The 13,337-nt window shown below is 61.9% G+C and carries 13 protein-coding genes; 2 read left to right on the forward strand and 11 right to left on the reverse strand.

What is annotated here, in order from left to right:
- Positions 1-22 precede the first annotated feature (22 nt).
- The 3 genes from JF545_RS11770 to JF545_RS11780 all read right to left on the reverse strand — a co-directional run bounded on the left by JF545_RS11770 (position 23) and on the right by JF545_RS11780 (position 2,483).
- Positions 23-601 carry a TRAP transporter small permease gene (locus JF545_RS11770; protein ID WP_206942264.1) on the reverse strand — a complete coding sequence of 193 codons (579 nt, stop codon included), beginning with the start codon at positions 599-601 and terminating at the stop codon, positions 23-25.
- 198 nt (positions 602-799) lie between these two features.
- Complete coding sequence (gene dctP, locus JF545_RS11775) at positions 800-1,822, reverse strand: TRAP transporter substrate-binding protein DctP (RefSeq protein ID WP_206942265.1); 1,023 nt, start codon at positions 1,820-1,822, stop codon at positions 800-802.
- Positions 1,823-1,955: 133 nt separating this feature from the next.
- Positions 1,956-2,483: a TIGR02444 family protein gene (locus tag JF545_RS11780; RefSeq protein WP_206942266.1), complete on the reverse strand. Its 528-nt coding sequence runs from the start codon at positions 2,481-2,483 to the stop codon at positions 1,956-1,958.
- Positions 2,484-2,558: 75 nt separating this feature from the next.
- On the opposite strand from JF545_RS11780, the gene JF545_RS11785 reads away from it, so the two are divergent.
- On the forward strand, positions 2,559-4,511 hold the full coding sequence (locus tag JF545_RS11785) for an ABC-F family ATP-binding cassette domain-containing protein (RefSeq protein WP_206942599.1): 1,953 nt from the start codon (positions 2,559-2,561) through the stop codon (positions 4,509-4,511).
- Here JF545_RS11785 and JF545_RS11790 read toward each other — a convergent pair.
- From JF545_RS11790 to thiD, 5 genes are all read right to left on the reverse strand, one after another.
- Entirely contained in the window at positions 4,494-5,909 is a 1,416-nt protein-coding gene (locus tag JF545_RS11790; protein ID WP_206942267.1) for a uracil-xanthine permease family protein, read from the reverse strand. The two genes, JF545_RS11785 and JF545_RS11790, sit on opposite strands and share 18 nt — an antisense overlap.
- A gap of 114 nt (positions 5,910-6,023) precedes the next feature.
- Complete coding sequence (gene dtd, locus JF545_RS11795) at positions 6,024-6,461, reverse strand: D-aminoacyl-tRNA deacylase (RefSeq protein WP_206942268.1); 438 nt, start codon at positions 6,459-6,461, stop codon at positions 6,024-6,026.
- 70 nt (positions 6,462-6,531) lie between these two features.
- Positions 6,532-7,152: a chalcone isomerase family protein gene (locus JF545_RS11800; protein WP_206942269.1), complete on the reverse strand. Its 621-nt coding sequence runs from the start codon at positions 7,150-7,152 to the stop codon at positions 6,532-6,534.
- 97 nt (positions 7,153-7,249) lie between these two features.
- Positions 7,250-8,095 (reverse strand): universal stress protein, encoded by an 846-nt coding sequence (locus JF545_RS11805; protein WP_206942271.1) that lies wholly within the window; start codon positions 8,093-8,095, stop codon positions 7,250-7,252.
- A 138-nt stretch (positions 8,096-8,233) separates the two neighbouring features.
- A complete protein-coding gene (thiD, locus tag JF545_RS11810) occupies positions 8,234-9,064 on the reverse strand; it encodes a bifunctional hydroxymethylpyrimidine kinase/phosphomethylpyrimidine kinase (protein WP_206942281.1) in 831 nt (276 codons plus the stop codon).
- Between the two features lie 59 nt (positions 9,065-9,123).
- Between thiD and JF545_RS11815 the strand changes: the two genes are divergently transcribed.
- Positions 9,124-9,552, forward strand: a complete 429-nt coding sequence (locus tag JF545_RS11815) for a YqaA family protein (RefSeq protein ID WP_206942282.1) — start codon at positions 9,124-9,126, stop codon at positions 9,550-9,552.
- A gap of 157 nt (positions 9,553-9,709) precedes the next feature.
- On the opposite strand, the gene JF545_RS11820 is transcribed toward JF545_RS11815, so the two are convergent.
- From JF545_RS11820 to JF545_RS11830, 3 genes are all read right to left on the reverse strand, one after another.
- The gene (locus JF545_RS11820) at positions 9,710-10,813 is read right to left on the reverse strand and encodes a TRAP transporter substrate-binding protein (RefSeq protein WP_206942283.1); all 1,104 of its coding nucleotides are present in this window, start codon (positions 10,811-10,813) and stop codon (positions 9,710-9,712) included.
- Positions 10,814-11,229: 416 nt separating this feature from the next.
- Positions 11,230-12,633 (reverse strand): TRAP transporter large permease, encoded by a 1,404-nt coding sequence (locus tag JF545_RS11825; RefSeq protein ID WP_206942284.1) that lies wholly within the window; start codon positions 12,631-12,633, stop codon positions 11,230-11,232.
- The gene (locus JF545_RS11830; RefSeq protein WP_206942285.1) at positions 12,634-13,194 is read right to left on the reverse strand and encodes a TRAP transporter small permease subunit; all 561 of its coding nucleotides are present in this window, start codon (positions 13,192-13,194) and stop codon (positions 12,634-12,636) included.
- Positions 13,195-13,337: the final 143 nt, after the last annotated feature.

Raw genomic sequence — 13,337 nt, forward strand, 5'->3', positions numbered from 1 at the left:
CCTGCGGCTACCGTCACATCACTCATACTTCGGTCTCCGTGTCCTTGTAGCCATCCACTACGCCTGTCGACAGGTAGACGTCGTGGGACGTCAGATTCTTGATGGCCGTCAGCAGGTACTGGATGCCTGTGATCAAGAAGCCCAGCGGGACCCACAGGTAGATCCAGAAAATCGGAATTCCCAGCGCGGGGAGGATGCGCCCCTTGTCGTAGAGGTCGAGGATGTAGATCACTGAGTAGTAGAGCAAAAAGAACATCACCAGTGACGTGAACAGGGCAATGACCACCATCAGGACGCGGCGCCCACCTACCGGCAGGGCATCGTAGATGGCAGACATGCGGATGTGTCGGCCATGGCGCGCGGCGTAGCCGATGCCGGCAAAGGTGATCATGATGATCAGGATTCGGTTGAGCTCACCGCTGAAGAAGATGCTCTCGCCAAATACAAAACGCCCGATCACGTTGATGATGGTGTTAGCTGCCATCAGCAGCACGCCGACGGCCAGAATGGCGGCCTCCAGCTTGCTGATCGCGTTGTCGATGGTGCCCAGAAAACCAGGCAGCCCCGAGTGATAATTCTTTTCGGATTCTTCGTCGGTCATGTGGCAATCCTTGGTCGGGGGGTACCGGGTGAGAGACACGGGTCTTCACTGTAGCCCTGCCAGCAGCGTAGTGGCCGCGAGGCGCTGATGCCGATAGCGCCTCCAACGCTATGTGTACGCAGACCGGCAGTCGTGCAAACAAAAGGGGGCAGCCAGACTGCGGCTGCCCCCTTGGGAGCGGTCTCGTGGTGACGAGGTTTAACCCTCGCTGCCCTGCACCGCTTCGAGGTCGGCCTTGAACTGGTCAAGCAGCGTCTGACCGCCCTCACCGGTCATCTCGATGAACTTCTCCTCAACCTGAGGAGCGCGATCACGGAAGGCCTGGATCTGTTCTTCGTCCAGACGCGTCACGGTGACCTCGTCGGAGGCGTCCTGGATCTTGGCCAGCGACTCCTCGGCAAGCCCCTTGATGTGCTCGATGGTGGTGTCGTAGGCAGCATCGGTCGCATCCTGGACCAGCTGCTTGTCTTCGTCTGACAGGCCCTCGTAGAAGTCCTGGTTGGCCATCATGGCGGTGGTGAACCAGCCGTGTCCGGTGAAGGTCAGGTTGGGAGACACCTCATACAGACCGCCAGACTCGATCCAGAAGATCGGGTTTTCCTGGCCGTCGATGATGCCGGTCTGCAGACCGCCATACACCTCGCCCCAGGGCAGCGGGGTCGGCGTGGCGCCAAAGGCGTCGTAGGTCTCCGCCAGCAAGGGGTTGGTCATGGTCCGGATCTTCTTGTTATCGAAGTCTTCCGGTGAAGTGATCGGCTCGTCGGCGGTGACCACCATTTCCCCTTCCGGGTACATCTGCAGAAGTTCTAGCCCATGCTCTGCGTAGAGCTCGGGGAACATCTCGTTGATCGCCTTGCTCTCGTCGAAAAACGTGAGAACGGTGCTTTCATCGGTGGGCAGCAGGTAGGGGATAAAGAAGATCTGGGCTTCTGGAATCAGGGCGCCGGTGAAGCCGGGGGACTGGTTGACGAACTGCAGGATACCGTTCTGGGTCTGCTCCATAATGTCGTCAGATTCGCCCAGCTCGCCAAAGCGATAGACCTGGACGGAATGGTCGGAATTGTCTTCAACGTACTGCTTGAACGCCTGAGCAAAGACGTCCTGGACATCGCCCTCGTACTCCTCGTGGGCGTAGCGCCAGTTGTCAGCCATGGCAGTGGAGGAAAGACCCAGCATCAGTGCGCCGATACTGGCGGTGGTCAACAATTGTGTTGCCTTCATTCTTGTGGTTCCTCTGCAGGTGTTGGAGCTAGGGGCAGGTTGAGCGCGCACTGAACAACGCGCTACACCGCTTTGGCTTCAGCGGGTTAGATTCTGCAAAAAATGCAGTAATTCTCATGCAGTTAAGTTCAGGCTAGCGCGCTGAAGGAAGAGGGTCAAGCTGGCTTTCCATGCTTCTCAGGGCCGTAAATTGCGTTTTTTTCTGTCGTTCGCTGCAAGAAAGAAGAACTTTTTCAAGGCGTGGTCTTGGCTCTGGCAAGGGGGTAAAAGCAAGCCCCTCAAGGCTAATTTTCATGAGCATCTCGAGGCATTGACGCTCCGCTTCGAGTTCTGCGCGCTGGATGCTTGAGCGCACACTCGCGATGCTCGGTTCGTGCTGGGCGGCACGCTTGAGTTGGCGACGAAGCTGGCGCAATGGAACAGTCACCGTTTGCTGCCAGTCGCTGACGTCCGCTGGAACCGGGCCTGTCGTGGCACCATGGCGAAACAGCCAGCAGCGCCAGATCAGCTCACACACATCCCAGCCGTGCTCGTCCTGCAGGATCAGGCACGACGGCTCTACCCCCGGCCTGGCATAGAGAGCCAGGGCAAACTCCCATAGCGGGTCTGAGGCTAGACGGGGACGCAGCTGCGCGGCGAATTCGGTAGAATCGGTGGGCAAGATGACATCCTTCCTTATTTTCAGTCAGATGCTCGCGGGTAACAGGCCCGACGGGCCTAGTTCGATGGAGCCATGATGATTGCACTGCGCCAAGTCACCCTGCAACGTGGCGCCGAGCCACTGTTCGAAGGTGCCGACCTGACCCTGCATGCGGGGCACAAGGCCGGTATTGTGGGGCCCAATGGCGCCGGCAAGTCGAGCCTGTTCGGGCTGATCCTGGGCGAGATCGGCGCCGACAAGGGCGCGATTGAAATGAGCGGCGGTCAGCGCATCGCCCATATGGCCCAGGAGGTCGAGGCGCTGACCCGGCCCATCGTGGAATACGTGCTGGATGGCGATGCCGAGCTGCGCCGCACCGAAGCGGCTCTGGCCTCCGCCCAGACGGAGGGTGACCATCATCGCGAGGCGGAGCTGCATGGGGCCATCGAGGCGCTGGATGGCTACAGCGCGCCGGCCCGTGCCGCCCAATTGCTGGTGGGCCTTGGCTTCGCTCAGCAGGACCTGGACAAGCCGCTGTCGGCATTCTCCGGCGGCTGGAGAATGCGCGCCAACCTGGCGCGCACCCTGTTCATGCCCTCTGACGTGCTGCTGCTGGATGAGCCTACCAACCACCTGGACCTGGATGCCCTGCTGTGGCTGGAGCAGTGGCTGACGCGTTACCCGGGGACTCTGCTGCTGATTTCTCACGATCGCGACTTTCTCGATGCCGTCTGTGACCACATCGTTCACTTCGATCGTCGCCAGCTGGTGCTGTATCGGGGCAATTACACGACCTTCGAGCGCACCCGCGCCGAAAAGCTGGCGCTGCAGCAGGCCCAGGCCGAGAAACAGCAGGCCAGGCGGGAGGAAATCGAAAAGTTCGTTGCTCGCTTTCGCTACAAGGCGACCAAGGCACGACAGGCGCAGAGCCGCTTGAAGATGCTCGAGCGCATGGGCGATATCGCCCTTGCTCACGTCGATTCTCCGTTTCATTTCACCCTGCCGGCGGCAGAGAAGACCTCCCATCCGCTGCTGGTGATCGACGATGCCGCGTTAGGCTATCAGCAGGCGGACGGCGGTCAGCGCGTTCAGCTGTCCAACGTCAAGCTGACGCTGTTGCCGGGCCAGCGTATTGGTCTGCTTGGGCCCAATGGCGCAGGCAAGTCCACCCTGATCAAGTCGTTGACCGGCGACCTGCCCCTGCTGGAGGGGCGGCGTGTACCCGGCGAACACCTCGCCGTAGGCTACTTTGCCCAGCACCAGCTGGAAGGCCTCGATCTGCAGGCGTCGCCGTTCACCCACGTCCAGCGTCTGTCGCCCAAGGCCGCTGACAGCGACATCCGTCAGTTCCTGGGAGGCTTCGGGTTTCCGGGCGACGATGTCTTTGCCAAGGTCGATACCTTCTCCGGGGGCGAGAAAGCGCGCCTGGCCCTGGCCTTGATCGCCTGGCAGAAGCCCAACCTGCTGCTGTTGGACGAGCCCACCAACCACCTCGATCTCGAGATGCGCGAAGCGCTGACGGAAGCGCTGGCGTCCTTTGATGGCACGGTTATCGTGGTGTCCCACGACCGCCATCTGCTCAAGGCCACGGTGGACGAGTTCTGGAAGGTGGCGGATCATCGGGTAGAGCCCTTCGACGGTGACCTCGAGGACTATCGCGTCTGGTTGAAGACGCGCCTGGAGACGGCCCGGCGCATCGCCCGGGAAGAGAAGGCCGACAAGGCGGACGCCGCGCAGGCAGCACCCAAGGAAGATCGCAAGGCCTCCCGCCGAGCCGCCGCCGAGCTGAGAGAGAAGCTAAGGCCCCTGAAGCGCGAGCGTGATCGTGCGGAAAAGGCCATGGAGGGTGTGCAGGCTGAGCTCGCCGAGGTCGAGGAACGGCTGGGGGACGCGTCGCTGTACACAGATACCGCGCGCAAGCAGGAGTTGACCGAATGCCTGGGCCGTCAGGGCGAGCTCAAGGCCCGCCTCGACGACCTTGAGGCCGAGTGGCTGGCCGCCGAAGAGGCACTCGAGGACATGCAGGATGCGCTAGCGAGCGGAGACTGATGGGACCTCCTCGGTGTGTCCGGGCGAGGCCGCATCCTGTGCATCCATTCGCGCCGCCATGCGCTGCCGTTCCGCCTGCTCGTCTGCCAGGCTGGTCTGCGGCAGCACCAGGTTGAGGGTGACGGCGCTGAGGGCCGCCACCACAATCGGTGAGCTTCCCAGAGCGAGCTGCAAGGTACTCGGCAGGGCCTGCATCGCTTCAGGCGCGGCGGCCAGGCCGAGCCCCAGTGCCAGGGACAGGCTGGCGATGGTCATGTTGCGGCCTGACAACTCATCCCGCGTCAGCAGTTGGATGCCTGTCATGGTGATCATCCCGAATACCGTGATGGTAGCGCCCCCCAGCACGGAATAGGGAATGGTGGTCATCAGTGCGCCGAACTTGGGAATCAGCCCCGCCGCCAGCATGAATACCGCTGCCAGTGCCAGTACGGAGCGGCTGACGACCTTGGTCATGGCCACAATGCCGACGTTTTGGCTGAAGGACGCTGTCGGCAGAGCGGCGAACAGCGCGCCAACCAGGGTACAGATCCCATTACCAAGCAGTCCTCCCGAGAGTTCCCGATGACCCAGCTCACGGTTCATGCCACCGATGGTGGTTGCCGACAGGTCGCCAATGGTCTGGACGGAGTTGACCACGCAGATGATCACCATGGACAGGATGGCGGCAGGGGCGAAGTCGAGCGATACCGGTAGCAGGCGTGGGGCGCTGAACCAGGCGGCCTGCTTCACGGCAGTGAAATCGACCATGCCAAGGGCCAGTGCCAGAACGTAGCCGACCACGATGCCGCAGATGATCGCCGCCAGCTTGATAAAGCCTCGGCCGAATTGGGACACCCCCAATACGACGGCGAGCGTGACCAGGGCAACTAGCCATTGCTGTCCCCCTCCATAGTCGGGGCTGTTGCGTCCTCCGGCCATGTAGTGGATGGCGATGTCATACAAGGATAGGCCGATGACCAGCACCACCACGCCGGCGACCACCGGCGGGAAGAGATGCCGCAGCGGTCGAATGCCGATGCCCACCAGCAGCATGGCGATCCCGCCACACAGCTGGGCGCCGAGGATACCTTCCAGGCCAAACTGTGCGCCTACCGCCGTCAAGGTGGGGACATAGGCGAAGCCCACGCCAAAGATGGTCGGCAAGCGGGCGCCGAAGCGCCAGACACCAAATAGCTGGATCAACGTGGACACCGCTGACGCCATCAGGGAGACCTGAATCAGCATCAGTGTTTGGGCCACCGGTGCACCCACGGTGCCCGCCACGATGATGGGCACGGTAATGGTGCCCATGATCATGGCGAGGATGTGCTGCAATGATAACGGCAGGGCACGGCTCATGGGGGGCCTGCCGTGGAAGTCGAAGACCGAGCGGCTGGCGACATGTCGCTGGTGTGTCATGGATACGATCACCCGTTGTTATTGTATACAGATGATTTTGGTAAATGTTTCCATGAACATCAAGCGACGTTTTCGACGACGGTCATGTCAGCGTATTGCGACGTGTCACGACCCCTAGCTTTCCAGCATGAAGGTCACCGGACCGTCGTTGACCAGCGCTACCTGCATGTTGGCTCCGAACTGTCCACAGGCGACGGGGCTGTGGCGCTGGTTCGCCAGATCGAGCAGGTAGTGGAAGAGGCGTTCGCCTTCCGCAGGAGGGGCTGCGCTGGAAAAACTGGGTCTCAGGCCCTTGCGTGTGTCAGCCGCAAGGGTGAATTGCGACACCAGCAGGAGCCCGCCGCCGGCCTGCTGGAGGTTGAGATTCATCTTGTCATCGTCGTCGCCGAACACACGGTAGTGCAGCAGCTTGTGCAGCAGCCGTTCGGCCGCCGCCTCGTCGTCGCCTTTCTCGACGCCTACGAGGGCCAGGAGGCCGTGATCGATGGCGCCAATGGTGCGATCGTCGACATCGACGCTGGCGCGCCTGACGCGCTGAATCAGAGCTTTCATGATGCGAGTGCCTTGGCTGAAAAGGGCATCAGCCTAGCACGGAGAGGTAAGGGTAGGCAGAAGGCGCCGGTCAGCGCCCGAGAAGCGCATCACGGAAGCCATCGTCCAACGGATCGCTGCCCAACCAGATGGCGAACATGGCGATGGCCAGTTCCAGGTTGGGGCTCTGGAACAGCGGCGTTCCATTGAGCGAGAGGGTGAGCTGCTCGCCGCTCCAGCGCAAGGCGTAGCGATCCCCAGGCTGAACGTCGCGATAGCTGTCTGTGAGGCGAGATAGCTCTGAGCGCACGCTCGCGAAATTCACCTCGTTGACCTGCTCGCGCACCGTGCGAGTGGTCGCCTCGGCGAAGTCCTCGGCGTCGATGGCATGGAAGTAATGCAGCACCAACTGTCTCGGGACATCGGATAGCGGCGCCGGTCGAGGAAAGCCTGCGGCCTGGTAGTAGGCGCCGGCGTAGGCGTCCCACACCATATAGGTGAACAGGCCATGACCGAGCATGTCGTAGCGCCGGTCACCTTCAATCGTTCGCGCAAAGCTGGCGTCCTTGACCTGTACCTGCGGTGCGTTCGCGGTGGTGGATTGGGCGTCGGCTTTGGGGGGTAGCGCCATGGTCAGTGTCAGACACGTCATGAGGCTGATGGCGGCAATCAGTCGAGTGAGCGGATGTTGCTGGGGCTGGCGCGGGGGCATGAGACACGTCCTCTGGCACGATGTTGTACAGATCATGGCAAAGGATGCGTTTCTTGTACAGGTTTTGTATATCTTGCTGCGCCTTACCCGTCGGCGATTACCAGGCTCGACACAGCATGATGTCGCAGCGCGGCTCTGCCAGCAGGCGCTTGGTGATCTGGCTGCGACGTCCAGCCTGACTGCGGTTGCCCAGTGCCAGCAGGTCAGGAGGTTGGCGCCGGAGATGGGCGATCAGTACATCCAGTGGATCACCTTGCTCCAGTACCAGCTCCAGCTCAGGCACTCGTTCAAACTCTGCCATCAGCTGATCAATTTCATGTTCGAGCTGGTGTCGCAGGCGAATGACTTCCCGGTCGCGCCATTGGGCAAACTCCGCGTCGGAGCCCAGCTCGCGCTCGCCGGGCACGTCCCAGGCGTGCAGAAGCTCGAGGCGTGACTCCGGAAAATGGCGCAGGGTTTCGCGTAGCGTGCGTCGGCAGGTCAGCGAGAAGTCGACCGGCACGAGGATGTCAGTCCATGGGGCAGAGGGCGGTTGGCTGACGGTCAGCACCGGACAGGGTGCGCTGAGCAACACTCTGGCCAGGGTGGTGCCACCGATCAGGTCAGGGTGACCCCGCTTGCGGTGAGTGCCGAGAATGATCATCTCGGCGCTGCGCTCGTGGGCCTCGCGTATGATTTCGGCGTAGGGAGCCCCGGTCACGGTCTGTACCAACAGCGGCGGCTCATTCAGCGCATAGTCTTCACGTAGATCCGTGGCGATGGCATGGATGTCATCGACGACGGCACCTTCCAGGTCACGCAGCACCCGCCGTGGCAGATAGGGGTCAAGGACGTGGAGTACGTCCAGGCGTGCGCCCATGTCGTTGGCCAGGCGAATGGCACGGCCAAAGGCGGAGCGGTTTTCGGCTGACAGGTCACAGGCAAACAGCAGGGAGCGAGTCATGGCTCTGCCCTCAGAACGCCAGTGGATGAACCTTCAGCATGGGTGGGCATGCCGATTCGCGCAAGCGCTCCGAGGTACCACTGCTGTCAGCGCATGATGATCTGATCCCTAAGCCTGAACGACAACAGAAGGTAGCGGCTACCACCAGGCGTGGAAGTGGTGAACCGGGCCCCGCCCGTGCCCCACGGACAGCCGGCGACTGGCATCCAGTGCCTGGTGCAGCCAGCGCTTGGCATCGCCGATGGCGTCGATAATCTGGGCTTCCTGGGCGTCGTGCGGCAGGTGGGCCAGTTTGGCGGTGATGGCAGACGACAGCGCGCAGCCTGTGCCGTGCAGGTTTTGAGTATCGATGCGTGGTGCAGGTAGCCACCGCTCCCCGGTGGGCGAGGCGAGCAGGTCAGGGCAGCTGTCACCGTCGAGGTGGCCTCCCTTGAGCAGGACATAGGGCGCCGATAGCGCGGTCAGTGCTGGCAGCATGGCTTCCATGTCATCTGCACTGGTGGGGATGGGCCGGTCAAGTAATACGGCAGCCTCGGGCAGGTTGGGCGTGATGACGTCAGCCAGCGGCACCAGAATGTCGCGTACGGCGCTAATCCCCGCCTCGTCGACCAGAATATCGCCACTCTTGGCGACCATGACCGGGTCCAGCACGATCCAGCGCGGACGCCGGGCCTCGAGCGCTTCGCGCAGCACCTCGGCGACGTCGCGGCTTGCCACCATACCGATCTTGACCGCGTCGACGCGGACATCATCGAGCAAGTGGTCGAGCTGAACGCGGATGCTGGCGGCCGTCACCGGGTGCACCTCGCGGACCCCACAGGTATTCTGCGCGATCACTGCGGTAATCACATTGGTGGCATAGGTGCCTAGCGCCGACAGCGTCTTGAGGTCACCTTGCAGACCTGCGCCACCGGACGGGTCAGAGCCGGCAATGGTCAGAGTGTGGGGGATGGCTGTGAGCTGGGACATGAACGGCACCGGAAAGTCAGCAGGACCCACAGGATACAAGAGACCAGGTCGAGGGAGCCATGTTCAGTCTGTTTGTGGTAGCGATGGCCAGTGCGACCTTGTTGCCGGGCGGCTCTGAGGTATGGCTGACGGCACTGTGGTGCCGTGGCGAGTCGCCGTTGGCACTGTGGTGGGTGGCGACGCTGGGCAACACCTTGGGAAGCTTGATCAACGTGGGTCTGGGGCGCTATGCCACCCACTACGTGGATCGGCGGTGGTTTCCGGCATCACCGCAGGGACTGGCGCGGGCGCAGCGCTGGTATCGCAAGGGAGGAGAAGCCAGTCTGCTGCTGGCCTGGGTGCCGGTAATAGGAGATCCACTGACCGTGCTGGCGGGAATCGCGCGGCTACCTTGGTGGCGCGCGCTGGTGTGGATTCTGGTGAGCAAGGGGGGGCGCTATGCGCTGGTACTGTGGTTAGCGGACAGCTACTTCTCGTGTGGCGCTTGAGCCTGGACCAGGACCTACCACCAAGCCCTATAGCCAAGCCCTTTAGCCAAGCCCAGACTTGACGGAAGCCCCGGCCCAGCCGGGGATAGCAGAAGGGCTGCCGAATGGCAGCCCTTCTGCTGTCGATATCACCGCTGACGGCGATAGTCGACGCGGATTACTCCTGCCCGAGACTGGTGCCGCCGTCCGGATTACGGGCGTTATAGTAGGCCTGTTCGGAAATGGCGTGGTAATTCACGACCTTGTCCTGAAACTCGCGATAGGACTCGTAGATGCGGCCGGCGATATCGCTGGAGTCGGCGAGTTCCTGCACGACCTCGGCGGAAATCTCCTGAGCCTGAGCAAGGACATCATCAGGCAGCTTGCGCAGCTGAACGTCGTGCTCGTTGATCAGCGTTGCCAGGGCGTCGTTATTACGTGCGGTGTACTCGTCGAGTACGTCCTGGTTGACGTCGCGAACCGCGCTACGCAGGATCGCCTGCAGGTCGGCAGGCAGTTCTGCCAGAGCATCATCGTTGATGATGGCTTCGAACATGACCGTGGGCTCATGCCAGCCCGGGTAGTAATAGTATTCGGCGGCCTGGTGAAGGCCAAAGGCCAGGTCGTTATAGGGGCCGATCCACTCGGTGGCGTCGATGGCGCCGGATTGCAGCGAGGTGAAGATTTCGCCGCCTGGCATGTTGACGATGGCCACGCCCATGCGGTTCATGACCTCGCCACCGAGGCCAGGCATACGCATCTTGAGACCGTCCAGGTCGGCGACCGAGTTGATCTCCTTGTTGTACCACCCGCCCATCTGCACCCCGGAGGCGCCGGCCGCCATGACTTCTACCCCGAAGTCGTCGTAGAGCTCGTTCCACAGCTCCAGGCCGCCGCCATAGTGCAGCCAGGCGTTCATTTCCTGAGCATTCATGCCAAACGGAACGGCAGCGAAGAACTGGGCAGCGGGTGCCTTGCCCTTCCAGTAGTACGACGCGGAATGGCCCATCTGCGCGGTGCCTTCCGCTACTGCGTCGAAGACCTCGAAGCCGGGAACCAGCTGGCCGGCGCCGAACACTTCAATGGTCAGTCGACCGTCCGACATTTCTTCCACCAGCTTGGCCAGGCGCTCCGGGCCTTGGCCAACGCCGGGAAAGTTCTTGGGCCAGGACGTTACCAGTTTCCACTCGAAGGTGTCCTGAGCCTGTGCCTGGGCACCGATCAGCATAAGGCCGGTGGCACTGGCGAGGGTAATGGCCTTGGCGATTGAGCTGCGTTGCATGTAAGTCCCCTTTTATATGGTGTTGGCGTTGTCGGGACCTGCCGGCCGGGGTAGGGCCAGCGGGTGAATGGCGCTGCCGGGATGTCGGCAGCGTCATGATGCTCGGTCATGCGTCTTGTTGATATAGCCCTTTGATAGGGCTCTTGGATATAGCCCTTGGGTATAGCTCTTGGCTATAGCCCTTTGATAGAGCGTGTAGGCAAGGGGCGTTATGGCGATGCAGCTACTATAGATGCCGCGCCGTATTGCACGTGACTGGCGCCGTCCACGCATCGCCAACGCGGGGGCCATTGCGTGCGGTATGCGCACGCCCATGGCCATGATGATGCCCCATGTTCCTGTCTGAAAGCGCCGGAAAGAGCCGGGAGCCGCTTGTGACCGCGCTCTCCCGGCCTCCTTGAACAGCACATCCCGAGTTAGAACTGCTCCGGCAGCCAGGTGGCAAGGCCCGGGAAGAACGCCAGCGCCAGCAGCATTCCCAGCTGCAGTACGATGAACGGAATCACACCACGATAGATGGCAGACGTCGGAACGGATTCCGGAGCGACCCCGCGCAGGTAGAACAGCGCGAAACCAAACGGTGGGGTCAGAAACGAGGTCTGCAGGTTGATCGCGATCATGATACCGAGCCAGATCGGGTCGAGGCCCATGGCCAGCAGAATGGGGCCGACGATCGGCACGACCACAAAGGTGATCTCGATGAAGTCGAGAATGAAGCCGAGCAGGAAGATGACCAGCATCACGATGATGGTGGCACCGACGACGCCGCCAGGCATGTTCTCGAACAGGTGAGTCACCAGTTCCTCACCCCCGTAGGCACGAAATACCAGCGAGAACAGGGCCGCCCCAATCAGAATGAGGAAGACCATGGTGGTGACATGGGTGGTGGAGCGCAGCACTTCCTTGAGGGTGGCCATGTCGAGGCGACGATAGGCCAGGGCCAGCACGAAAGCACCAAAGGCACCAACGGCGGACGCTTCTGTGGGGGTCGCCAGGCCGGTCAGGATAGAGCCCAGTACCGCGACAATCAGCACGATGGGTGGTACGAGCCCCTTGAGCAACAGTAGACCCAGGCCCGAGGTATGGCCCATTTCCGCCATCAGCTCCTGGCGATCAGCCGCGGGTGCTGCGCTGGGCTTGAACATCGCCACCAGGCTCACGTAAACGATGTAGACCAGCACCAGAATCAGGCCTGGCACCAGCGCACCCATGAACAGGTCGCCGACGGACACCGTCTTGGGACTGAAGATACCCATGGATAGCTGGGCCTGCTGATAGGCGCTGGAGAGCACGTCACCCAGCAGGACCAGGGCGATGGAAGGGGGAATGATCTGTCCTAGCGTGCCGGTAGCGCAGATAGTGCCGGTGGCCAGGGACTGGCTGTAGCCACGCTTCAGCATGGTGGGAAGCGACATCAACCCCATGGTGACGACGGTGGCACCGACGATCCCGGTGGAGGCCGCCAGCATCATGCCGACGATGGTCACCGAGATGCCCAGTCCCCCGCGCAGCGAGCCGAACAGCAGTGCCATGGCGTCAAGCAGGGTCTCGGCGACCCGGGACTTTTCCAGCAGCACGCCCATCAAGACAAACAGCGGCACCGCCAACAGCGTCGTGTTGGTCATGATGCCGTAGAGTCGATTGGGGAAGGCGTTGAGATAGCTGCCATCAAAATTGGCGTCGATACCGATGGACTCGAGGCCGAAGCCAAGACCGGCGAAGGCCAGCGCGGTGCCGGCCAGCGACAGCGCGACCGGATAGCCGAACATCAGGACCGTACAGATGACCGCGAACAGCACCAGTGGCATGAACTCCAGCATTTACAGGTGCTCCTCGTTGGCATCGTGGGGGGCTTCGTCCGGGGTCAGGCGCCCGCTAAGGATGAGAGAATTGCGGCAGATTTCAACGATCCCCTGCAGGATCATCAGTAGCGCAAAGGCCGGTATCAGGGTCTTCAGCAGGAACACGCCGGGGATGCCGCCGGCATCGGGGGAACCCTCGAAAATGGCCCAGGATTTGCCGACGTAGCCAAGGCTGGTGGCGATGACGAACACCATCACCGGAAGTAACAGGAACAGCGTGCCCAGCAGATCGACCAGGGCTTTTTTACGTGCCGACATGGCCCGGTAAAAGATATCGACGCGCACATGTCCGCCATGCCGCAGGGTGTAGGCCGCCGCCAGCATGAAGACGGTGGCATGCATGTACATCACCGATTCCTGCATGGGAATGCTGTTGACGCTGAAGGCATAGCGCAGAATGACGATCAGGAACTGAATGATCATCATCGCCAGAATGAGCCAGGAGAGGCCTCTACCCAGGCGTTCGATCAAGGCGTCGAGGGCCGCCAGTGGCCCCGGCAAGCCGGAGGTTGTGGACATGTGAGCTCGCAAGATAGTGTCAGGGCGATCTTGTTTCAGGCAGCGCATCCGCGCGCGGGGAAGCGCGGAGCGGCCTGGCGTCTTGGATAGTGTTGCACGCGGGACCCGTTGCACAGGGTGGCGCGCATCAACGCTGACTATAC

Origin of the sequence: Halomonas litopenaei (assembly GCF_017303055.1) — a bacterium.
Lineage (GTDB): Bacteria > Pseudomonadota > Gammaproteobacteria > Pseudomonadales > Halomonadaceae > Halomonas > Halomonas litopenaei_A.

Bases quoted from the DNA above. Each gene is read 5' to 3' on its own strand.
- JF545_RS11785 (WP_206942599.1), top strand. From the start codon at position 2,559: ATGATTGCACTGCGCCAAGTCACCCTGCAACGTGGCGCCGAGCCACTG.
- thiD (WP_206942281.1), bottom strand. From the start codon at position 9,064: ATGTCCCAGCTCACAGCCATCCCCCACACTCTGACCATTGCCGGCTCT.
- dtd (WP_206942268.1), bottom strand. From the start codon at position 6,461: ATGAAAGCTCTGATTCAGCGCGTCAGGCGCGCCAGCGTCGATGTCGAC.
- JF545_RS11830 (WP_206942285.1), bottom strand. From the start codon at position 13,194: ATGTCCACAACCTCCGGCTTGCCGGGGCCACTGGCGGCCCTCGACGCC.
- dctP (WP_206942265.1), bottom strand. From the start codon at position 1,822: ATGAAGGCAACACAATTGTTGACCACCGCCAGTATCGGCGCACTGATG.
- JF545_RS11790 (WP_206942267.1), bottom strand. From the start codon at position 5,909: ATGACACACCAGCGACATGTCGCCAGCCGCTCGGTCTTCGACTTCCAC.
- JF545_RS11805 (WP_206942271.1), bottom strand. From the start codon at position 8,095: ATGACTCGCTCCCTGCTGTTTGCCTGTGACCTGTCAGCCGAAAACCGC.
- JF545_RS11815 (WP_206942282.1), top strand. From the start codon at position 9,124: ATGTTCAGTCTGTTTGTGGTAGCGATGGCCAGTGCGACCTTGTTGCCG.
- JF545_RS11770 (WP_206942264.1), bottom strand. From the start codon at position 601: ATGACCGACGAAGAATCCGAAAAGAATTATCACTCGGGGCTGCCTGGT.
- JF545_RS11820 (WP_206942283.1), bottom strand. From the start codon at position 10,813: ATGCAACGCAGCTCAATCGCCAAGGCCATTACCCTCGCCAGTGCCACC.
- JF545_RS11800 (WP_206942269.1), bottom strand. From the start codon at position 7,152: ATGCCCCCGCGCCAGCCCCAGCAACATCCGCTCACTCGACTGATTGCC.
- JF545_RS11825 (WP_206942284.1), bottom strand. From the start codon at position 12,633: ATGCTGGAGTTCATGCCACTGGTGCTGTTCGCGGTCATCTGTACGGTC.